20 protein-coding genes are annotated in these 21,698 nt (G+C 47.5%); all 20 read right to left on the bottom strand.

Features of this window, described 5'->3' with window-relative positions; genetic code table 11:
- Window positions 1-2 precede the first annotated feature (2 nt).
- The 20 genes from ACQ5BJ_RS10490 to rimP all read right to left on the bottom strand — a co-directional run bounded on the left by ACQ5BJ_RS10490 (window position 3) and on the right by rimP (window position 21,600).
- Window positions 3-1,679, bottom strand: coding sequence for a ribonuclease J (locus ACQ5BJ_RS10490; RefSeq protein ID WP_005550520.1), 1,677 nt, complete (start codon window positions 1,677-1,679; stop codon window positions 3-5).
- Between the two features lie 230 nt (window positions 1,680-1,909).
- On the bottom strand, window positions 1,910-2,785 hold the full coding sequence (dapA, locus tag ACQ5BJ_RS10485; protein ID WP_268622141.1) for a 4-hydroxy-tetrahydrodipicolinate synthase: 876 nt from the start codon (window positions 2,783-2,785) through the stop codon (window positions 1,910-1,912).
- Between the two features lie 59 nt (window positions 2,786-2,844).
- Window positions 2,845-4,062 (bottom strand): aspartate kinase, encoded by a 1,218-nt coding sequence (dapG, locus tag ACQ5BJ_RS10480; protein ID WP_005550522.1) that lies wholly within the window; start codon window positions 4,060-4,062, stop codon window positions 2,845-2,847.
- A gap of 125 nt (window positions 4,063-4,187) precedes the next feature.
- Entirely contained in the window at window positions 4,188-5,228 is a 1,041-nt protein-coding gene (locus tag ACQ5BJ_RS10475) for an aspartate-semialdehyde dehydrogenase (protein WP_005550523.1), read from the bottom strand.
- A 73-nt stretch (window positions 5,229-5,301) separates the two neighbouring features.
- A complete protein-coding gene (locus tag ACQ5BJ_RS10470; RefSeq protein WP_005550525.1) occupies window positions 5,302-5,895 on the bottom strand; it encodes a dipicolinate synthase subunit B in 594 nt (197 codons plus the stop codon).
- A complete protein-coding gene (gene dpsA / locus ACQ5BJ_RS10465) occupies window positions 5,892-6,791 on the bottom strand; it encodes a dipicolinate synthase subunit DpsA (protein ID WP_005550526.1) in 900 nt (299 codons plus the stop codon). Before dpsA ends, ACQ5BJ_RS10470 begins: the two co-directional genes overlap by 4 nt.
- A 158-nt stretch (window positions 6,792-6,949) precedes the next feature.
- On the bottom strand, window positions 6,950-7,444 hold the full coding sequence (gene dut / locus ACQ5BJ_RS10460) for a dUTP diphosphatase (protein WP_171416455.1): 495 nt from the start codon (window positions 7,442-7,444) through the stop codon (window positions 6,950-6,952).
- Window positions 7,377-8,651 (bottom strand): M16 family metallopeptidase, encoded by a 1,275-nt coding sequence (locus ACQ5BJ_RS10455; protein ID WP_040736661.1) that lies wholly within the window; start codon window positions 8,649-8,651, stop codon window positions 7,377-7,379. Before ACQ5BJ_RS10455 ends, dut begins: the two co-directional genes overlap by 68 nt.
- A 76-nt stretch (window positions 8,652-8,727) precedes the next feature.
- Window positions 8,728-9,726 carry a polysaccharide deacetylase family protein gene (locus ACQ5BJ_RS10450; RefSeq protein WP_430109810.1) on the bottom strand — a complete coding sequence of 333 codons (999 nt, stop codon included), beginning with the start codon at window positions 9,724-9,726 and terminating at the stop codon, window positions 8,728-8,730.
- A 248-nt stretch (window positions 9,727-9,974) separates the two neighbouring features.
- Window positions 9,975-12,179 carry a polyribonucleotide nucleotidyltransferase gene (gene pnp / locus ACQ5BJ_RS10445; protein ID WP_005550531.1) on the bottom strand — a complete coding sequence of 735 codons (2,205 nt, stop codon included), beginning with the start codon at window positions 12,177-12,179 and terminating at the stop codon, window positions 9,975-9,977.
- A 201-nt stretch (window positions 12,180-12,380) separates the two neighbouring features.
- Window positions 12,381-12,650, bottom strand: a complete 270-nt coding sequence (gene rpsO / locus ACQ5BJ_RS10440) for a 30S ribosomal protein S15 (protein ID WP_005550532.1) — start codon at window positions 12,648-12,650, stop codon at window positions 12,381-12,383.
- 192 nt (window positions 12,651-12,842) lie between these two features.
- A complete protein-coding gene (locus tag ACQ5BJ_RS10435) occupies window positions 12,843-13,820 on the bottom strand; it encodes a bifunctional riboflavin kinase/FAD synthetase (protein WP_430109813.1) in 978 nt (325 codons plus the stop codon).
- 172 nt (window positions 13,821-13,992) lie between these two features.
- The gene (gene truB, locus ACQ5BJ_RS10430) at window positions 13,993-14,913 is read right to left on the bottom strand and encodes a tRNA pseudouridine(55) synthase TruB (protein ID WP_005550535.1); all 921 of its coding nucleotides are present in this window, start codon (window positions 14,911-14,913) and stop codon (window positions 13,993-13,995) included.
- Window positions 14,910-15,908 (bottom strand): DHH family phosphoesterase, encoded by a 999-nt coding sequence (locus ACQ5BJ_RS10425; RefSeq protein ID WP_005550536.1) that lies wholly within the window; start codon window positions 15,906-15,908, stop codon window positions 14,910-14,912. The genes truB and ACQ5BJ_RS10425 overlap by 4 nt, the downstream gene beginning before the upstream one ends.
- Before the next feature lie 70 nt (window positions 15,909-15,978).
- Complete coding sequence (gene rbfA / locus ACQ5BJ_RS10420) at window positions 15,979-16,332, bottom strand: 30S ribosome-binding factor RbfA (RefSeq protein WP_005550538.1); 354 nt, start codon at window positions 16,330-16,332, stop codon at window positions 15,979-15,981.
- Window positions 16,333-16,385: 53 nt separating this feature from the next.
- The gene (gene infB / locus ACQ5BJ_RS10415) at window positions 16,386-19,241 is read right to left on the bottom strand and encodes a translation initiation factor IF-2 (RefSeq protein ID WP_268594633.1); all 2,856 of its coding nucleotides are present in this window, start codon (window positions 19,239-19,241) and stop codon (window positions 16,386-16,388) included.
- A complete protein-coding gene (locus ACQ5BJ_RS10410; protein ID WP_005550540.1) occupies window positions 19,219-19,557 on the bottom strand; it encodes a L7Ae/L30e/S12e/Gadd45 family ribosomal protein in 339 nt (112 codons plus the stop codon). Before ACQ5BJ_RS10410 ends, infB begins: the two co-directional genes overlap by 23 nt.
- On the bottom strand, window positions 19,550-19,861 hold the full coding sequence (gene rnpM, locus ACQ5BJ_RS10405; RefSeq protein WP_005550541.1) for an RNase P modulator RnpM: 312 nt from the start codon (window positions 19,859-19,861) through the stop codon (window positions 19,550-19,552). Before rnpM ends, ACQ5BJ_RS10410 begins: the two co-directional genes overlap by 8 nt.
- An 88-nt stretch (window positions 19,862-19,949) precedes the next feature.
- Entirely contained in the window at window positions 19,950-21,047 is a 1,098-nt protein-coding gene (gene nusA / locus ACQ5BJ_RS10400; protein ID WP_268594632.1) for a transcription termination factor NusA, read from the bottom strand.
- A 91-nt stretch (window positions 21,048-21,138) separates the two neighbouring features.
- Complete coding sequence (gene rimP, locus ACQ5BJ_RS10395; RefSeq protein WP_171416444.1) at window positions 21,139-21,600, bottom strand: ribosome maturation factor RimP; 462 nt, start codon at window positions 21,598-21,600, stop codon at window positions 21,139-21,141.
- Window positions 21,601-21,698 lie beyond the last annotated feature (98 nt).

Here is a 21,698-nt window from a genome sequence, read left to right as displayed (position 1 = left end):
TTCTATACTTCCATAATGATTGGCAAAATCATCGGACGACGACGCGTTTGTTCGTACAAGAAACGTCCAAGCGCATCTTTTACGTTCGTCTTCAATGATGCCCATTCGTTCACATTTTCATTCATTAGCTTATGCAGTGTTGAAGTGACGATGCGGTTCGCTTCATCAAGCAGTCCTTCCGATTCACGGACATACACAAATCCGCGAGAGATAATGTCTGGTCCGGAGAGAATCGTACCTTCTTGCTTGCTGAGTGTAACAACAACAACCAATATTCCGTCTTGTGACAACAGCTTTCGATCGCGCAATACGATATTGCCGACGTCGCCGACACCAAGACCATCAATAAGTACATAACCGGATTGAACCTTAGAGCCCCGGCGTGCAACACCATTCGTAATTTCAACAGTATCGCCAATATCCGTAATAAAGATATTCTCCCGCTCAATTCCGACTGCTTCTGCCAAGTCAGCGTGGTGACGCAGCATGCGGTATTCACCGTGAATCGGAATGAAGTACTTCGGCTTCATCAGATTCAGCATCAGCTTCAGTTCTTCTTGGCTGCCGTGACCGGATACGTGTACACCAGTCTTGGAGCCGCCATAGATGACATGAGCGCCGAGGCGGCACAGTTCATCTACCGTTCTGCCCACATATTTCTCATTGCCTGGAATTGGTGTAGCCGCGATCACGACTGTATCCCCTGGCAAAATATCAACCTTGCGGTGCGTAGAGCGCGCCATGCGCGTTAAGGCTGACATCGGTTCACCTTGAGAGCCCGTGGACAGGATAACTACTCGATCAGCAGCCATCTTATTCACTTCTTCTGGTTCGATCAGCATACCATCTGGTATGTTCAAGTAGCCTAGCTCGGAAGCGATCGTGACGACGTTCACCATGCTCCGACCGATAACGGTTAACTTGCGATTTGTAGAATATGCAGCATCAATGACTTGTTGAATACGGTGAATATTTGAAGCGAATGTCGCAACAACTACGCGCTGCTCCGCCTTCCGGAAAATATCTTCCAGAACGACACCCACACTACTTTCAGATGGAGTAAAGCCTGGGCGTTCTGCATTCGTACTGTCTGACAACAGTGCAAGAACCCCTCTTTGGCCAATTTCCGCCATACGCTGCAGATCAGCATATTGACCGTTAACCGGCGTATGGTCAAACTTAAAGTCTCCTGTATGAACGACGCATCCTTCTGGAGTATCGAGACATACACCGACCGAATCCGGGATGGAATGGTTCGTTTTGAAAAAGCTTGCGCGAATAGTGCCTAGCTGAATTTCCGAATCAGCTGTAATCAGAATTCGCTTTGTTTCACCTAGCAAATTCGCTTCCCGCAACTTGCTCTCAATCAATCCGAGCGTCAATCTTGTTCCGTATACTGGAACGTTCAAATGCTTCAGTACATATGGCAACCCGCCAATATGATCTTCATGTCCGTGCGTAATCAAGATTGCTCTTACCTTATCTCGATTCTCCGTGAGGTATGAAATATCCGGGATGACAATATCTATTCCGAGCATGTCTTCTTCCGGGAACTTCAACCCTGCGTCTACGACGACGATATCGTTACCGTATTGGACGACGTACATATTTTTTCCGATTTCACCTACGCCGCCCAATGCGAAGATGGACAATTTATCAACGTTGTTTTTCTTCGACAATTGGATCTTAACCTCCTATATTCAGTTGGCCGTCGTACCAATGAACATCCTTCTTTTGAAAAATATACCGCACCCAGTCACTTGATATCCATTATACATGAACAAAAGTAGAAAACACAAGTCGGCGATTTGTCCCCTATTGTTGCCGAAAAACACAAAACCGATGCTGGATATCAGCATCGGCTTAGTAAAAGTGCAATTATTCGCTTACTAAAACAGCTATTTTCCTTTTATTTTTTGATCGATTGTACCAGTTCACGAATAGCTGCCGCTTCTTGTGAAGTCGGTTCTACGAGCGGAAGTCGAACACTTCCTACTTGGAAGCCAGACAATTGAAGCGCATGCTTAACCGCTACTGGGTTTGGACACATGAACAGTCCCTTGAATACCGGGAACAGCTCAAGATGAATACGAGCAGCCTCTTCATGCTGACCAGCCAGATGATTTTCAATCATTGCCTTCATTTGAGCACCAATAATATGGCTGGCCACACTGACAGCACCATATCCGCCTACGGACAAAATAGGCAGCGACAAGGAATCCTCGCCACTGTACACCTTGAATGAGCCAGGAGCGCCAGCGACGATCTGGGATACTTGCTCTAGACCCGCACACTCTTTCGTAGCAACAACATTAGGCAGTTCAGCCAATCGAAGCGTCGTCTCGACTGAAAGGCTGGATGCCGTACGCCCTGGAACATTGTAGAGCATGATCGGCAAAGAAGTAGATTTCGCAATCGCTTCAAAATGTCGATACATCCCCTCTTGCGAAGGACGATTATAATAAGGAACCACGAGTAAAATGCCGTCTACGCCCGCTTCTTCTGCTGTCTTCGTCAAATGGATAGAATGTGCCGTATTATTGCTTCCTGTGCCGGCAATAATGCGTGCGCGTCCGTTGGCTTTCTCGACCGCAAAACGGAACAGCGCCACCTTCTCTTCATCTGTCAACGTAGGAGACTCTCCTGTCGTCCCGCACATAACGATGCTGTCACTCTTCTGTTCCTCAATTAAGTAATTTATCAATCGTTCACATTCAGGCCAATTTACCTCATTCTGACCGTTGAATGGTGTCACCATCGCCGTAATTAATCTACCAAAATCCATAAAGACTCCTCCTCTTGCGACTATATGCGCTCAAGGTTCGCGTTCCTAGCGCTGCGTGATTATCGATTCAGATGGAACTTCGCATGCAGCGCCCGCAAAGCCCGAACCATATCTTCCTTACGTACCAGAACCCAAATCGTTGTATTGGAGTCGGCGGATTGAAGAATCTGAATTTCTTGCTCAGTCAAGGCTTCAACGATGTGCGCCATAATACCTGGCACCCCATTGATGCCTCCACCGATTACAGATACTTTCGCGCAACCCGATAACGATTTCGGCTCGAATCCCATCTCTCCCAGCACTTGCAGCGCTCGCGGCGCGTCACTGTCAAATACCGTATAAACAGCGCCAGATGGGGTTACATTAATAAAATCAACACTAATTTGATTTTGCGCCATTGCCTTGAACACTTTTAATTGTAAATCATACACGCCCTCACGAGATTCCACCGTGATTTGTGTTACATTGCCAACATAAGCAATTCCCGTTACGTAGCGATCAACGATGTCAGGCTGCATATCACGGAATCCTTCCGGATTCGTCACAAGCGTCCCTTCCTCATCGCTGAATGTAGAACGGACACGAACTGGAACCTGAGCTTGCATTGCGATCTCAACAGCACGCGGATGAATAACTTTGGCACCATGATGCGCCATGTTGCATATTTCTGCATAGCTGACGATAGTAAGCGGCTTCGCATCCTCAACAAGACGAGGATCAGCGGTCAATATTCCATTTACATCGGTATAAATATCGACTATTTCTGCGTGCAGCGCCGCACCCAATGCTGTTGCAGACGTGTCACTGCCACCGCGTCCAAGTGTAGTAAAGTCGCCTGTTTCCGTTTGCCCTTGAAATCCAGTTACAATGACAACCTGTACATCTTTCCAGGCATCAATAACTCGATCAGGAGTAACATCCAAAATACGCGCATTATTGAAATGGCTATCCGTCTTAAACCCGGCTTGTGCGCCAGTAAGAACCGTGGATGTGATACCTTCACTATTCAACAAGCTGCATAAAGTGGTAGCGGAGATAATCTCTCCACAGCACAAAATCATATCCTTCTCACGTGATGGCAAACTATCGCCATTCTGACCTATCCAATCAAGCAAAGTATCTGTCGCATATGGCTCTCCCCGTCTGCCCATCGCCGATACAACCACAGCTAATTGGTATCCCTGCGCCAATTCTCTACGGATATGGTGTATGACTCTTTCTCTAGCTTCTGGTGTAGACAAAGAAGTTCCGCCAAATTTTTGTACTAATATTCGCATGTGTTATTTCCCCCAACTAAATGAAAACTGACTGCCAGAACGAATAAAGGCAATTCAACCCATCACATCGTGACCAAGCTGAATACCTTGTCAAGTAAGAAAAAAAGGCAGGAGCGGCCTGCCAATTACTGCCGCTCCGAAGCAATGTACTCTGCGATTTGTACCGCGTTCCATGCAGCGCCTTTCATTAAGTTGTCGGATACGACCCACATATTCAATGCGCGTGGCTGAGACAAATCACGACGCAAACGGCCAACGAATACATCTGGCTTGCCTGCAGATTCGGTAGCGAGCGGGTACTTTTGTTCGGAAGGCTCATCGACGAGCGTCAAACCTGGCGCGTTAGCCAGCAACTCGCGCACATCCTCCATTTGGAAGTCGTCCTTCAACTCAACATATACAGATTCAGAGTGGCCATGTACGACCGGGATACGGACACATGTTGCCGTCACTTGAAGGCTATCATCATTCATGATCTTTTTGGTTTCACGGATCATTTTCATTTCCTCGAGCGTGAATCCATTATCTTGGAACTTATCGATTTGAGGAATAGCATTGAATGCGATTTGATGCTTCACGGGCAAAGAACCAACTGGAAGAATGTCTGGCTCAACTTCATTGCCTGCAAGCACTTCTGTAGATTGACGCAATAGCTCGTTAATTGCTTTGCTGCCAGCGCCTGACACTGCTTGATACGTAGACACGATGATACGGGAAATACCGTAGCGATCATAGAGCGGCTTCAAGGCTGCTACCATTTGAATCGTGGAACAGTTCGGATTGGCAATTATGCCTTGGTGTTCCTTCACTTTCTCGATGTTCACTTCGGGAACAACGAGTGGCGTGTTCGGATCCATACGGAATGCATTGGTATTATCAATACATACCGCTCCGCGTTCTACTGCAGCTGGAGCCAACTCTTTACTAACATCGCCGCCAGCACTGAACAAGGCAATATCAATACCTTCGAAGCTTTCTGGCTTTGCTTCCTCAACCGTAAATTCTTGACCATTAAACATGATCTTCTTGCCGGCTGATCGTGCCGAAGATAACAGCTTCAAGGATTGAATGGGGAATTGACGTTTTTCTAACAATGCTATGATTTGTTCCCCTACTGCACCCGTAGCGCCGACTACAGCAACATTAAACCGCTTCTGATTCGTCATCTGTCGTTTCTCCCCTCTATACCCACAATCTTTCAAACATCTATATTATGATAATTTGCGTGGTATGCTATGTTCAGTACTGGAACCGTTCAATTAATACCGGTTGAAGCTGCCTGCCCTCTAATGCTGCATAGCAAGCCTCTGGTACCAAATCCATGCGCGCCACCAATGAATTCGGCTTCTGCTTTGGATTATCTTGGCCGAACGGGACGAAGTATATGTTCTTGGCAACGAGAAGTTTGGCAATATTGGCCGCATTCAAGCCCAGTCCATCATTCGTCGATATCGCCAGCACAAGCGGGCGCTGATTGCGCATCTGTGCCTTCGCCGCCATAAGGACAGGACTTTCTGTCATTGCATTCGCCAATTTACTCGTTGTATTGCCTGTGCAAGGTGCTATGACCATAACATCCAGCAGCTTGGAAGGCCCAAGCGGCTCAGCATCCACAATTGTAGAAATGATATCATTGCCAGTTATTTCTTTCAACTGTTTCTGCCAGTGATCCGATGCTCCAAAACGCGTATCCGTCGTCATCACCGCTTGCGATGCAATCGGAATAACCCGTGCTCCTGCATCTACGAAGCGCTTCACCTGAGGCATTATTTCCTCTAATGTACAGTGAGAACCTGTTACTGCATAGCCGACTGTTTTCCCCGTGAAGTTCATTGTCCACTCCCCCGATTCCGCATGTCCTCAAGCAACAGTTGTGTGATACTCTGTGCCAATATTCGTCCAGCAGATTTCGGTGCGACAATGCCTGGCAACCCTGGTGCCAGCATAGCCTTAATCCCCCGCTTCTCCGCGAATCTAAAATCCACGCCTCCCGGGAAGGAAGCAAGGTCGATAATTACGGCACGGTTAGGGATTTGCGCTATGACCTGCGCTGTGACTATCATAGTCGGTATCGTATTAAAAAGCAAGTCGATATTTGACACCTGTCGTGCGAGATCTGCTATGAAAAAAGGCTTAAATCCCATTTCTACCGCTCTGGCAAAATGTTCATCTCTGCGCACCCCAATTCGTACATTGGCCCCTAACCCGAGAAGGGTGCGAGCCAATGTGAAACCTGTTCTTCCCATGCCAAGGACAACTGATTCAGAACCATGCAGCGTAATGTCTGTGTTCTGTATCGCCATCATAATTGCGCCTTCGGCTGTTGGAATCGAATTGTAAATGGCAACATCGTCCCGATCGAACAGTTCAATTAATGAAATGCGGTATTTTGCGCATAGCTTGCTTAAATACGGTTTGGCCATTCCCGTAAAAATGACACACTGATCCGGAAGTGCCGCAATATGCTCCTCGGTCAGCAACAATTCATCCGACGTAAATATGGCATGAACCTTGCCGCTGTCATCTGTGCCTACCGCAGGAAGCACAAGAGCGTCCGCATGCTTCAGCAGCTCAATAGATAAAGGCTGGCGCTGCACGCCATGGTACGGATTTTGCAGTTGGTCATACCCTACAATCGTGACACTGGCATCTAATTCAGTCAGCTTATGGATGATCTCTAGCTGGCGGGCATCTCCGCCAATAAACACGACCTGAACCCCAGTCAACATCCTCGCTGATCACTCCTTTCACAAACATGCACACAACATATAAAACATCTTATGCCGCCGCCTAAAAAGGGTGCAGCCATAATCGCACCCATCTGCATGCACAAAAAAACGCAGTCGTTTTACCTATTAGGTAAACTCAACTGCGTGATTTATAACTTTTATTTCGTTCCCGTATGTCCGAAGCCGCCTTCTCCGCGCATCGTTTCAGTCAATTCATCCACCTCGACAAGTTCAATAGAAGGAACAAATTGAATGACCATTTGAGCAATGCGCTCATTGCGTTCAATCTTGAAGTGTGTCTGTCCTAGATTGGCCAGCAATACCTTCACCTCGCCGCGATAGTCGGCATCGATCGTACCTGGTGAATTCAAGCATGTAATACCATGCTTATAGGCAAGTCCGCTGCGCGGACGAATCTGTGCTTCTAAGTATCCAGGCATCGCCATGCAGAACCCAGTAGGGACAAGGGCACGATGACCAGGCGCTAATGTAAGCGGTTCTTCTACTGCTGCATATAGATCGAAGCCTGCTGCTAGTTCAGACATTTTCTGAGGAAGCGGGACATCCTCATTGCCCGGCAGGCGCTTAATTTGAACTTGGTGTAATTGCTGTAACAAGTTGATCCCTCCTAAATGCCGATATTGCTTTGTCATTTGCTCCGACCATTGCTCCTGCGAATGAATGGGAAAGCATACGCTTCAATACAAATGTAACATCATCTAACGCGATTGAATCAATGCGCGCGATGATTTCATCCAACGTATAATGCTTGCCAAGCATGAGCTCATTTTTCCCTAACCGATTCATGCGGCTGCCGGTACTTTCTAAGCCAAGAATAAGGCTTCCTTTTAACTGCTCCTTGCCCTTGTGCAGTTCTCCCTCAGACAATCCCTTCACCGCCAGTTCGCCTAACATATCCATAGTCAGATCTAGCACTTCTTTCGTCTGCTTCGGCGCTGTACCTGCATAGATCGTAAACAGACCACTGTCTGCATGTGAGGAATGATAGGAGTAGACCGAGTAAGCAAGCCCACGCTTCTCCCGAATTTCCTGGAACAGGCGAGAGCTCATGCCTCCCCCGATCAAGTTGTTAAGCAAGATCATCGCATATAAGCGCGGATCCGTCATTGAACAGCCAGGCAGGCTGAGACAAATATGATTCTGTTCCGTCTTCTTCTTATGATAAATGAATTCACTGTGGAAACTAGGTTCCGATATATTGGCTGCAAGCTCATCATTCGAAAATTGCCCGAAGTGCTTTTCCAGCAGCTCAATGATCGAGTCATCAAAGTTTCCCGCTACAGCAATGACTGTATTCGAAATCGTATAATGGCTCTTCATATAAGCCCGCAAATGATCTGGCCCCATCGGTGTGAGTCGTTCCTTTGTTCCTAAAATCGGATACGCCAATGGATGCGCACCAAAGGCAGCACGAGTAACCAGATCATGTACGGTATCATCTGGTGTATCCTCGTACATCGCAATTTCTTCAAGTATTACATTTTTCTCTTTCTGCAACTCCTCGTCCAACAAAGATGAACGGAAAAACATATCGGATAATACATCGACGGCAATTGGCAAATGCTCATCGAGTACCTTCGCATAGTAACAAGTATATTCTTTGGAAGTGAACGCATTTACATTGCCTCCAATCGCATCAAAAGAGTCTGCGATTGCTTTTGCATCAAACCGTTCCGTTCCTTTGAACATCATATGTTCGATAAAATGGGAAATCCCGTTGGTCGTTTCATCCTCATTTCGAGAACCTGTCTTCACCCAAATTCCAAATGAAACGGAACGGCAGGTTGGGATTTTTTCCATAACGACACGCAGGCCGTTAGACAGCTGCACTTTCTCCACCGGCAATTCCTCCTCGTCCAAGTACATTCCAAGTATGCCTTTCTAATCCTACCAGAAAACTTACTCCCTCTCAACTTCATTTGGAGGGCATTCGCTTCTCCGAAAGCGTCTCCCCAACCGTTCCCGGTGTAATGCCCTTTTCCCTTAGAATCCGTATCATATCGTTCAAGGCAGTACTGGATGGAGCAGTTGGATGCATCAAGATGAGCGACCCTGGCTCCGTCTTCTCTTGAAATCTTCGCAATATTGTAGATACGGCTGGCTTCATCCAATCTCTCGTATCAAATGTCCACAGCACCGTCTTGAGACCAAGTGCACGCGCCGTGCGTACTGTCAGCATATTAAAATCTCCTGATGGAGGAGCAAACCATTTATTTTCTACCCCAAGCGTTTCCTTAAGCAGTTGCTTGGTCTTGTCAATTTGCTGGGTCTGAAGTCCTTCGCTCAGTTCACTCATGTTCGGATGGGAGTACGCATGATTCTCCATCTCGTGGCCAGCCGCCTGAATGCGCTTCGCAATGTCTGAATGTTTTTTCAACCAGCTTCCATCTAAGAAAAATGTCGCTTTCACCTTCTCTTTCTCCAACACGTTAAGCATCGGATCAATGAATTCATTGCCCCATGCAACATTAATCATGAGAGCGGCCATTGGCTTATTCGGATTCCCGCGATATATCGGTTGTGGATCCAGATCATTCAGCGTAATAGCTGGCTTAATCTCCCGCATAACGAATTGAAGCACATCACCTTGCCCCTTACCTTTGTTGGCCGCATAGGTTTGCTCCAGGTCAACTTCTATTCCATTATATCCGGGGATAGCCTTCCATACCCGATCCACGCGGGCATTAATAGGAGCAATATATTGTTTGGCTGCTTCCTGCTTAATTCGGGCCATGAGAGCATCATCTGCAGCCTTATCGTCTTGGTTTGATTGATACGCATAGCTAACGGCGAGCTCAGCCTTTCTTTCCTGTAAATAGCTTCTTACATCTGGCTGCGCTCCAACTGCAAGCACGATGACAATCCCTGCTGTTACGGCAATCCACTTCTTGAAAATTGGCTGCATCAAGTCCATTCCCTTCCATGATAGTCCTTTTGATTCTATGCGTTTTCGGGACGAGTTATGCGGTCAGAATGAAAACCGTTCCATCTTCTACTCTAAAGAAGTTTCTACAGCAGTAAAATTGTCCATAGCCGATGTTGATCACTTCGCTCTGTGATTCATTTTTTGCATCAAAAAAAGAGCCAGAAACCAGTCTGCCTCTTTCCTTGCTACGTATGTTGTGTTGCCTTCTTCAGGCTTGTCTTGCTCTCGTACCCGAATTAGCTTTGCGGCTTAGACGGACGCGGTCCGCGAGGTGGACGATTGCCGCCCCCTTGCGGAGGTCTGCTGCTGCGTGGACGTTCCGTCCCTGCAGCTTCGGAGCTTGCAGAACCTTCTGTCTGCGCAGGCTCAAGCAATACTTTACGGGACAAGTTGATACGGCCCTGTTGATCAATCTCGACAACCTTAACCTCAATCTTATCGCCGATGTTCACGACATCTTCTACTTTCGCTACACGCTCAGTCGACAATTGCGAAATATGCACAAGCCCTTCCTTGCCTGGAAGCACCTCAACGAATGCACCGAATTTCTCAACGCGCTTCACTGTTCCTGTGTATACCTCACCAACGACAACTTCCTTCACGATACCTTCGATAATTTCACGGGCACGCTCGTTGGACTCTGCATTTGTAGATGCGATGAAGATGCGTCCATCCTGCTCGATGTCAATTTTGACACCTGTTTCCTCGATGATTTTGTTGACGACTTTACCGCCGGCACCAATAACATCACGGATCTTATCTGGATTAATATGCATCGTCAAGATCTTAGGCGCATACTGTGACAAGGATTCACGTGGAGTTTGGATAACTTCATTCATTTTACCCAAAATGTGCATACGTCCTGCACGTGCTTGATCCAGCGCTTGCGTCAAGATGCTGCGGTCAATACCATCGATTTTGATATCCATTTGAATGGCTGTAACACCTTCAGCAGTACCAGCAACCTTGAAGTCCATGTCGCCGAGGTGGTCTTCCATACCTTGAATATCGGACAAGATGGAGAAGTGTTCCCCGTCTTTGATCAGACCCATAGCAATACCTGCAACTGGCGCTTTGATCGGTACCCCTGCATCCATCATAGCAAGTGTGCTTGCGCAAATACTTGCTTGCGAAGTTGAACCGTTAGACTCCAACACCTCAGATACGAGACGAATTGTATATGGGAATTCGCTCTCTGGCGGGATAACCTTGGACAAGGCACGTTCTCCAAGTGCACCGTGACCAATCTCGCGGCGTCCAGGCGCGCGAAGCGGACGAGCTTCTCCTACGGAGAATGGCGGGAAGTTGTAATGATGCATGAAACGCTTCGATTCTTCCAGGCCAAGACCGTCCAAAATTTGCACGTCTCCAAGCGCACCAAGCGTACAGATGCTGAGTGCTTGCGTTTGTCCACGTGTGAACAAGCCTGATCCGTGAGTACGAGGCAGCAGTCCTGTATCGCAATCAATCGGACGAATCTCCTCTAGTTGTCTGCCGTCTGGGCGAACTTTGTCATGTGTAATCAAGCGGCGAACTTCTTCCTTCACGATATCGTACAAGGTTTCGTTCACATCGCTCATATTCTCAGGCGTTTCTACATACAATTGTTCGAAATGTGCAACTGCTTCTTGATTGATTGCATCAATCGCGTCTTGACGCGCATGCTTCTCAGGAATACGAATCGCCTCAACAAGACGTTCCTGTGCGAAAGCACGAACAGCAGCATTCACATCCGTATCAACTGCATGCAGCTTTACTTCCATTTTAGACGTGCCCGCGATTGCAGCGAACTCTTCAATCTTCGCAACAATTTTCTTGATTTCTTCGTGACCGAACATGATTGCTTCAAGCATAACCGATTCCGGTACTTCGTTCGCTTCTGCTTCAACCATCATGATCGCGTCTTTCGTACCCGCTACAACAAGGTGAATATCGCTCTTTTCCTCTTGTTCAACAGTTGGGTTAATAATAAATTGACCGTCGATACGTCCAACAATCACGCCCCCGATTGGCCCGTTAAATGGTACATCAGAAACCGTTAAAGCAGCGGATGTCCCGATCATTGCCGCGATTTCAGGTGGGCAATCTTGATCCACGCTCATAACCAAATCCACGATTTGCACATCGTTGCGGAAGCCTTCCGGGAACAATGGGCGAATTGGGCGGTCAATAAGACGGCTGGCAAGAATCGCTTTTTCGCTTGGGCGACCTTCGCGCTTAATGAATCCTCCAGGAATTTTACCTACAGCATATAATCGTTCTTCGTAATTGACAGTCAATGGGAAGAAATCTAGATCTTTAGGTTCCTTCGAAGCCGTTACAGTACACAATACAACGGTGTCGCCGTACTCGACTTTGACTGCGGCATTTGCTTGCTTGGCCAAGCGTCCCGTTTCCAGGATAAGCGTTCTGCCGCCAAGTTCCATCTCGATGCGGTTCATCGGATCCCTCCTTAAGTGATTCACTTTATAATCTTCGGTACTACTCCCATTATTTCCTGCATTTCATTTGAAATACCGTTTCATTGGAAGCTTGTATTCTATGACAATATGTAGCAACTTATGCAATCACTAAAAAGCAACCCGGTTGCATGCCGCTTTATCAGGCGGCGATGAACAACCAGGCTGCTTTGGTTCGTGCTATTAACGGCGAAGACCGAGCTTTGCGATCAATGCGCTGTAGCGTTTAACATCTTTGTTTTTCACATAAGCCAACAATTTACGACGTTGACCTACCATTTTCATCAAACCACGACGGGAATGATGATCTTTCTTGTGTGTACGAAGATGCTCCGTCAAATTAACGATGTTTTCAGTAAGGATAGCGACTTGCACTTCCGGAGAACCAGTGTCCGTAGCGTGCGTCTTATGTTCTTCAATAAGCTGTTGCTTACGCTCTTGAGTCATAGCCATCCTATTCACCTCCTAAAATATGTTAGTTTACGCCATTAGCCTCGTTATCGACGGTGAGATCGAGTAACCAAGCTATGGACAGGTGCCGTTTTCACGACAACGTTATTAGTATAGCATTATCATCTTCAAAAGTAAAACAAGTCTTTGCAATCTATTCATACAAAATAGAAGCTTAGAAAATGGAGCGCAATATTAAACGCCAATTGTTAATGCAGGCGCCTTATCCATCTTGCTCAGACGTTGGCGTGCTTCCTCTGAATCCGCAGTAATCTGCGCAATCAGCTCTTGTATGGAGCTGAACTTGCGCTCTGGACGAATATAGCTCATCAGGGCAACCGTTACGGTCTCTCCATATATATCTTGATCAAAATCAAATAGATGGGCTTCAATCGATTGAACGGTTTCTCCCGTCTTGAACGTCGGCTTTAAGCCGATATTCAGCACCCCATCATACCATGTTCCGTGCACAAGCACCTTCACGGCATATACGCCATTCGCTGGGATGACATATGCTTCTTCTGCCCGAACATTCGCAGTTGGGAAGCCCATCGTACGACCACGGGCGTCACCGTGAATGACCTCGCCACGAATGATATACGTTCGGCCTAGCAGCCGATTCGCATTGACAACATCACCTTGCAATAGACTTTCGCGAATCCGTGTACTGCTTACCTTCACTGCGGTTTCTACGTCGTTATGTGCTGGTATGATATCAACAGTAAAGCAGCCCTTGCCCCATTCCTGCAGCAATTGGGCGGTACCTTCTCCGCCATGACCGAAGCGATAGTCGAAACCGACAACAACATGTTTCACCTTCATACGGCAGATCGCTTCTGCGAACTGCTGCGCTGTTACCTTAGCAAACGACAAATCAAACTGTACAACATACAAGCGGTCAAGCCCAAGCTGACTCAAAATTCGCTTTTTCTCCGACAATGGCGTAATGAATCGTTCATACTCCGGCTTGCCGAATACTCCCTTGGGATGTGGATGGAAGGTCATCAGCCCTACAGGCAATTGTTGCTGCTTCCCATAGTCTAACGCACGTCGAATGACCCTTACATGTCCCTCATGAATGCCGTCAAAATGTCCTAATATTAATACTTGCGGCTGCTCCTGCAGTCGCCAGCTCGAATCATCGAGCGCTGCATGTAATGCTATCGTTTCCATTATAATCAGAGCCCCTGCGTATTATCGATTTGTGATTAAACTACTAATCCAGTTACACGGACAGTCAACAGTAGTGTCTACCTTCTAGTATGTTCTCCCTTTCACAAGAGTAGACAAAAAGCTGGCGCATACCGAGTCACTTGACGCTCGATCTGCGCACTAGCTATGCTTGTTACTCGTTCGGAAGAAATACCTTCACAGGACGCAATACAGTTTGCCCCTGTGGAACTTGGAATATCCCATAGAACGTTCCTTGTTCATCATACAATCGAATCGTACCATTCGTCAAAGGTTTCGGCTGTAAAGCATGAAGGGGAATCGATCGCCCTGTAATTGCATAGTGCGCATACTTCTCAGAAACCTCGATTCTAGGCATATCTGATATCGCATCTTCCACAGATAGCAGCATCTCTTCAAATGTCCCATCCGCGACAGCTTGCTCGATCTGTTCAAAGGTTACACATTGAGACGGCACAAACCCAGCAGATACCGTCCTCGTTAGCTTGGCCATCGTAGATGGAACGCCAAGCTTGCGGCCTATATCAACGCATAGTGTCCGGATATACGTTCCTTTGGAGCACTCGACAAGGAAGCGGATTTCCGGTTCCGCTGCGCCTAACTGCATATCCAGAAGATCAATCTTGTGGATCGTAACCTGCCGCGCTTTGCGTTCCACCGTTTTTCCCTCACGTGCTAGATCATATAGTCGCTTGCCATCCACCTTAACGGCTGAATACATCGGAGGAATTTGCTCGATGTCTCCAATAAAGGAATGAACTGCCTCCCGAATCATCTCTGCCGTCAAGTGAGAAGCATCCGATCGCTCCAATACTTCTCCACTCAGATCCTCTGTGTCGGTAGATAGACCAAATCGAAGAACTGCCTCATACTGCTTCGGCATCTCCTGCAAATATTCAACAATTCGCGTTGCTTTGCCAATGCAAAGCGGCAGCACTCCGACAACCTTCGGATCCAATGTTCCCGTATGCCCGATACGCTTCTCCCGAATTAGTCGGCGTACTTTGGCGACTACGTCATGGGACGTCCAGTCCTCAGGCTTCCATACGGGCAATACACCATGATAGTTACTCATAAAGCTTGCTTCACCCGTTCTATTACAATGGTAATGACTTCTTCTAATGTACCAGTAAGCTTGCAGCCTGCTGCACGAACATGGCCGCCTCCACTGAAGGATTGAGCAATCTCAGCCACATTGGCAAGTCCTGCGGAACGCATGCTCACCTTAACTCCTGTGTCATCTACTTGCTTAAATAAGATACCAACTTCTACACCATCGATATTGCGCGGATAATTGACCAAGCCTTCCAGATCTTCATTTAGCGCACCGGTCTCCTGCATATCCTGAGGGGTCACATACAACCAGCCAATTCGATGATCTTCGCTAAATGCCAATCGCGACAGTCCGCGCTGTATAAGCTGCATCTGTGCCATCGACATCTTTTCAAGCAATCGATCCGCAATGTCATTACCGTTAACACCTTGCTTCAGCAGCTCAGAGGCTATCGCCATCACATGCGGAGTCGTATTGCTGTACCGGAATCCGCCCGTATCGGTTAACAAGCCGGTATACAGTACTGTTGCTACACCTAAATCGAGTGTAATCCCGTAGGAAGTAATCATATCGAATAATATCTCAACGGTTGCCGCAGCATCCTCGCGGATGACTGCAACTTCCCCATAACGGTCATTCGTTGGATGATGATCAATATTTAAAATACGAGCATCTTTATCGATCCATTCTGCTATTTTGCCGATGCGTGCATAATCCGCACAATCCACACAAATAACGTTATCAAACGGCTTGGCAGCAACGTTCTCGCGATCTTCATGTACATTGATTTGATCAGATCCCGGCAAATAGCTTAGCTTGTTAGGAACTCCATTCTCATTCACCATGACGAAGGATTTGTTCCATTGACGAAGCAGCCAGCCTACTGCCAATGTGGAGCTTATTGCGTCTCCGTCAGGCTGAACATGTGCAACAACAAGAAAATGATTTCCCTCTTGAATAAAGCTTCTAGCTCTCTCGATCTGCTCTGCATAAGATAGCGTCGTTAGTCCTGTCATTAATAACCTCCATACAGACAAGTGAACCGAGCCTAGGCCCGATTCACTTGTGAGTTCTTATGCAGCTGTCTTAGTTATTGTCGCGATCGCGAATTTCACCAAGCAGCTTTTCGATATGGCTGCCGTATTCGATCGAAGAATCGATCTTGAACAACAGCTCTGGAGTATGACGAAGACGAATTCGCTTGCCAATCTCGGAGCGAAGGAATCCGCTCGCCTTCTCCAAGGCTTTCATGGATTGTTCCTTTTGTTCTTCATTACCCATGACACTCAAGTACACTTTGGCTTGTGATAAATCGTTCGTTACATCAACGCCTGTCACCGTTATGAAGCCGATTCGAGGATCCTTAATCTCGGTTTGAATCAACTGGCTAAGTTCCTTCTTCATCTGCTCGCCAACACGTCCGGAGCGAAAGTTCGCCATGGGAAACACCTCATTTCATTTATAACTTACAACATCATCCGAGTGAAACCATTCTATTTGCGTTCGATGGTTTCCATAACAAACGCTTCGATGATGTCGCCTTCCTTCATATCGTTGTACTTCTCAAGCATAATACCGCACTCGTAGCCTTGTGCAACTTCCTTCGCATCATCCTTGAAGCGCTTGAGCGAGTCGATCTTGCCTTCGTGAACAACAATACCGTCACGAACAAGGCGTACTTCTGCAGAACGGGAAATCTTACCTTCTGTAACCATACAGCCGGCAATTGTTCCGACCTTGCTGATCTTGAACGTGTTGCGCACTTCAGCATGACCGATAATAACTTCTTTATATTCTGGGTCAAGCATACCTTTCATCGCTTGCTCGATTTCTTCTACGATCGAGTAGATGACACGGTGCAGACGAATATCAACCTTCTCTTGCTCTGCGGTAATCTTCGCTTGCGCATCTGGACGAACGTTGAAGCCGATTACGATCGCATTGGATGCTGTTGCCAAAATAACATCCGATTCGGTAATTGCACCCGCACCGGAGTGAATGATCTTAACGCGAACGCCTTCCACTTCAATCTTCTCAAGCGAACCGCGAAGTGCTTCTACGGAACCTTGAACGTCACCTTTAATAATCACGTTCAGTTCTTTCATTTCGCCGTCTTTAATATGCTTGAACAGATCATCCAGCGTTACTCGAGTATTCGCACCCAGTTGGCTCTCTCTGTATGTTGTCGAGCGCTTCTCAGCGATGGAACGAGCTTTGCGCTCATCCTCAAACGCGACGAACATATCGCCAGCCTGTGGAACATCTGTAAGACCTGTAATTTCGATCGGTGTGGACGGGCCTGCTTCTTTCAAGCGGCGGCCGCGGTCATTCACCATTGCGCGCACACGGCCGAAGCATGTGCCTGCAACGAATGGATCTCCGACTTTCAATGTACCTTGTTGAACGAGTACACGTGCAACTGGTCCACGACCTTTGTCCAGTTCAGCCTCGAGTACAGTACCGCGAGCATCCTTATTCGGGTTCGCCTTGAACTCGTTCACTTCGGATACGAGCAAAATCATTTCGAGCAATTCTTCTAAACCCGTACGCTGCTTCGCAGAAACGTTAACGAAGATAGTGTCTCCGCCCCACTCTTCTGGAACCAATTCATATTCAGTCAGTTCCTGCTTCACGCGATCGACATTGGCTTCTGGCTTATCGACCTTGTTTACAGCAACGATGATTGGGCAGTTCGCCGCTTTCGCGTGGCTGATTGCCTCAACCGTTTGCGGCATAACACCATCGTCAGCAGCAACGACGATAATCGTAATGTCGGTTACTTGAGCACCGCGAGCACGCATCAGCGTAAACGCTTCATGGCCTGGTGTATCCAGGAACGTAATCTTCTTCGAGTTAAACTCAACTTGGTATGCACCAATATGCTGCGTAATGCCGCCTGCTTCTCCACCCGTAACATTCGTTTTGCGGATCGAATCAAGCAATGTCGTTTTACCATGGTCAACGTGACCCATAATCGTAACAACTGCTGGCCGTTCAACCAAGTCTGCTGCATCTTCTTCTTTTTCTTCTGTTTCCTCGAACGGATCTTCGGATACAGGCAGCTTCAAATCAACTTCAACTTTGAATTCGTCTGCAATCAATTGGATTGTATCCAAATCGACTTCTTGGTTGATTGTTGCCATAACGCCCATGAGCAAGAACTTCTTAATAACCTCGGAAGCGTCTTTATGAAGCAATTTTGCCAATTCACCTACTGTCATTGCACCGCGTACAATAATCTTTTTCGGCGTATTGTCAATTTTCTCACGCTGTACCTGCTGTTGATTATTTCTGCCTCTGTTCTTGCCGCCGCGGCCGCGCATGCCTCCGCCATTACGGTTGTCATCGAAGCGTTTCTTATTATTATTGTTGTTTCTTGATTGATTTCTTCCACCGGAAAAATCATCACTGCGCTCACCGAAGTTTCTGTTCGGACGTTGCTGGCCGCCTTGACCTGCACGCGCTTGATCACCTTGACGCTGTTGACCGCCTTGTGCAAAGCGCGCTTGCCCGCTGCTTTGTTGACTACCTTGACCTGGACGGGATCCACCGCCTTGACCTGGACGCGGAGCGCCACCTTGACCACCTTGACCGCCTTGACGCGGAGCGCCACCTTGACCACCTGGACGCGAAGCACCACCTTGACGTGGTCCGTTTCCTTGCCCGCCTTGACGCGGAGCGCCACCTTGACCTGGACGGGAGTTCCCGCCTTGGCCTTGACGTGGGCCGCCGCCTTGACGCGGAGCACCTTGGCCTTGTCTTTGCTGGCCATTAGATCTGTTACCTTGATTATGCTGTTGTTCACCTGATCGACGTTGTTCTTGTCCGTTCATATTCCCCTGTTGGTTTCCTTGTCTTGTATCCATATTAATGTTTATCTCGCCCTGTCTATTATGGTCTTTTTGACCGTCATGACCTCCACCGCGAGTAATGCGTTCCTGGCGTTCATTACGTCCGCCTCGGTTGCCTTCGCGCTGATGGTCGCGACCGTCACGTTGCATTTGTTGCTGCTGTCCAGCATGTGAGTCACGCTGATCCGCCTGTTGACTTGTCTTTCTTGCCGGTTGGCTAGCAGTTTTATCTGGTACTTCTGATGTTTTCGTCTGGCTAATGTTCACTTGTGGTTGCGAGGTACTATTGCCTTCACGCTTTGCCTGTGCATTTTCCTTAATCGTGCGCATGTACGACTCTACTTTCCCTACAGCATCATTCTCCATAACGCTCATATGATTGTTAACTGGTATGTTAAGACGTTTGAGTATCGTAATAATTTCTTTGCTGCTCATATTAAGCGATTTGGCATATTCATAAACTCTTGTTTTGTCCTTAGTGTTCTCTTGTTTGCTCAATATACTCCACCTCCGACATAGTTTTCAGCCCGTTCGTCATCATGGTCGCAAATCCATCATCCGTTACCGCCAATACTACCCGCTGCAGTTTGCCAATGCTCTCACCGAGCTCGCTGCGCGTAAATCCGATAGCAAGGGGCACTCCGTACGACTTACATTTATCTCGAAACTTCTTCTTCGTGTTGTCAGAAGCGTCCGCCGCAACAATCACCAAGCGTGCTTGCTTATTGCGAATCGCCTTGAGGACAATCTCATCACCAGTCGTCAGCTTTCCTGCCCGCTGGGCAAGACCAAGCTGCGACTTTACCTTACTCATAATCATCCTCCTGCTCCTTCAAGGCGTGGAATTCATCCTCCACCTTAATGAAGTCTTGAGCAAGCTGTTCATAGATGGAAGAATTCACCTGATGCTTCAAAGCCCGATCAAGCGCACGAGACTTATGCGCAAGCTTGAAGCAGGACAATTTCCCGCACAGGTATGCGCCGCGTCCAGACTTCTTCCCTGTCAAATCAATTAAAACCTCATCCTGTGGTGTCTTTACCACACGAATCAGTTCTTTCTTCGGCATCATTTCTTGACATGCGACACACTTCCGAAGTGGAACTTTCCTCGGTTTCATGACTCAATCCCCCCCTTACGATTCGGTCTGACTTCCCCCGCTTGAAAGAAGCGACCGCTTCATATGGCGTTGGTCGCGCCTTCGGTGTTTATTCGCTTACTTCAATGCTGTCGTCAACAGGTCGCTCATCCGAAGCCGCCGGGAATTCTTCCTCATCTGCTTGGGATTCACTCTTAATATCGATTTTCCAACCAGTCAATTTCGCGGCAAGTCGAGCGTTCTGTCCTTTAATCCCGATTGCTAGCGACAACTGATAGTCAGGCACGATAACACGAGCCATCTTCTCAGCCTCTCGCACTTCGACATCAACAACTTTGGAAGGGCTAAGTGCATTTGCTACATACTCGCTCACATCTTCAGACCATCGAACAATATCAATCTTCTCACCACGAAGCTCGTTGACAATCGTTTGTACGCGCATTCCTTTTGGCCCGACGCAGGAGCCTACCGGATCGACTTCCTCGTTGCGGGAGTATACTGCAATTTTGGAGCGTTGACCCGCTTCACGAGCAACTGACTTGATTTCAACGACGCCATCAAAGATTTCTGGTACTTCCAGTTCGAACAGGCGCTTCAGAAGCCCTGGATGCGTACGGGACAAAATAATTTGCGGTCCCTTCGTTGTGTTCTCCACTTTCGTAATGTATGCTTTGGTACGATCACCGTGCTTGAACTTCTCGTTCGGCATCAGCTCGTTCAAAGGAAGGACTGCTTCCACTTTGCCCAAATCTACATAAACATTGCGCATATCCTGACGTTGCACGATACCTGTGACGATATCATCGGACTTGTCGATGAACGCGTTATAGATAAGGCCGCGCTCCGCTTCGCGAATACGTTGTGTTACGACTTGTTTCGCCGTTTGTGCAGCGATGCGGCCGAAATCACGCGGTGTAACTTCAATCTCGCAAATATCATCCAGCTGGTAGTTCGGATTATGTTCACGGGCAGCATGAAGTGAAATTTCAAGACGCGGGTCCAACACCTCGTCCACTACGTTTTTGCGTGCATATACCTTAATTACTCCAGTTGCCCGGTTAATATCTACTCGTACATTTTGTGCAGTATTGAAGTTGCGCTTATAGCTCGAAATCAGAGCCGCTTCAATTGCATCAATGAGTACTTCCTTGCTAATTCCTTTTTCTCTTTCGATTTCCGACAACGCGTCAATAAAATCCATACTCATTTGGTGAGTTCCCCCTTTCAGCCGAATCCGGCTTCATTCCAATAATGTTAAAATTCAGCAGGCCGATTCCCAATCTAAGATTACGATCGTCCTAAAAAACGATAGCAAGACGTGCGCTTGCTACCTTCTCAAACGGAATTGCATGTTCTTTTTTGCCGACTTGAACAACGACCGTCTGTTCATCGAAGGAAGAGAGAACTCCTTCAAATTCCTTCAATCCGCCTATCGGTTCGTATGTAGTCACATACACATGCTTGCCCACCGCTTTGACGAAATCCTTCGTCTTCTTCAACGGACGTTCCGCACCTGGAGACGAAACTTCCAAGAAGTAAGCGTCTGTAATCGGATCGTTCTCGTCCAGCTTCTGACTCAATACTTCGCTGATGCGGCCGCAATCCTCGATGTCAATGCCGCCTTCCTTGTCCACAAACACGCGCAGGAACCAACTGCTGCCTTCCTTTACGTATTCCACATCGACAAGTTCGAAGTTGTTCTCTTCCAAATAGGGTGTGATCATATTCTCAACTGTCGATTTGATATTGGCTGAGCTCAAATTCAAGAACCTCCTAGAATGTTAGGAATAATGATGTTCCTCTATGTTAGAACCCGATACTAAACATGAAAGAGTGGGTTTCCCCACTCTTTACGTAA

The organism is Paenibacillus sp. B1-35 (genome assembly GCF_050474385.1).
Lineage (GTDB): Bacteria > Bacillota > Bacilli > Paenibacillales > Paenibacillaceae > Paenibacillus_B > Paenibacillus_B alvei.
This window is presented reverse-complemented; position numbering and strand designations above follow the sequence as displayed.

Excerpts from the sequence above, each read along its gene's own strand:
- dapA (WP_268622141.1), bottom strand. The coding sequence starts at position 2,785 with ATGGATTTTGGTAGATTAATTACGGCGATGGTGACACCATTCAACGGT.
- dapG (WP_005550522.1), bottom strand. The coding sequence starts at position 4,062 with ATGCGAATATTAGTACAAAAATTTGGCGGAACTTCTTTGTCTACACCA.
- ACQ5BJ_RS10475 (WP_005550523.1), bottom strand. The coding sequence starts at position 5,228 with ATGACGAATCAGAAGCGGTTTAATGTTGCTGTAGTCGGCGCTACGGGT.
- ACQ5BJ_RS10470 (WP_005550525.1), bottom strand. The coding sequence starts at position 5,895 with ATGAACTTCACGGGGAAAACAGTCGGCTATGCAGTAACAGGTTCTCAC.
- dpsA (WP_005550526.1), bottom strand. The coding sequence starts at position 6,791 with ATGTTGACTGGGGTTCAGGTCGTGTTTATTGGCGGAGATGCCCGCCAG.
- dut (WP_171416455.1), bottom strand. The coding sequence starts at position 7,444 with ATGACAAAGCAATATCGGCATTTAGGAGGGATCAACTTGTTACAGCAA.
- ACQ5BJ_RS10450 (WP_430109810.1), bottom strand. The coding sequence starts at position 9,726 with ATGGACTTGATGCAGCCAATTTTCAAGAAGTGGATTGCCGTAACAGCA.
- pnp (WP_005550531.1), bottom strand. The coding sequence starts at position 12,179 with ATGAACCGCATCGAGATGGAACTTGGCGGCAGAACGCTTATCCTGGAA.
- rpsO (WP_005550532.1), bottom strand. The coding sequence starts at position 12,650 with ATGGCTATGACTCAAGAGCGTAAGCAACAGCTTATTGAAGAACATAAG.
- ACQ5BJ_RS10435 (WP_430109813.1), bottom strand. The coding sequence starts at position 13,820 with ATGGAAACGATAGCATTACATGCAGCGCTCGATGATTCGAGCTGGCGA.
- truB (WP_005550535.1), bottom strand. The coding sequence starts at position 14,913 with ATGAGTAACTATCATGGTGTATTGCCCGTATGGAAGCCTGAGGACTGG.
- ACQ5BJ_RS10425 (WP_005550536.1), bottom strand. The coding sequence starts at position 15,908 with ATGACAGGACTAACGACGCTATCTTATGCAGAGCAGATCGAGAGAGCT.
- rbfA (WP_005550538.1), bottom strand. The coding sequence starts at position 16,332 with ATGGCGAACTTTCGCTCCGGACGTGTTGGCGAGCAGATGAAGAAGGAA.
- ACQ5BJ_RS10410 (WP_005550540.1), bottom strand. The coding sequence starts at position 19,557 with ATGAGTAAGGTAAAGTCGCAGCTTGGTCTTGCCCAGCGGGCAGGAAAG.
- rnpM (WP_005550541.1), bottom strand. The coding sequence starts at position 19,861 with ATGAAACCGAGGAAAGTTCCACTTCGGAAGTGTGTCGCATGTCAAGAA.
- nusA (WP_268594632.1), bottom strand. The coding sequence starts at position 21,047 with ATGAGTATGGATTTTATTGACGCGTTGTCGGAAATCGAAAGAGAAAAA.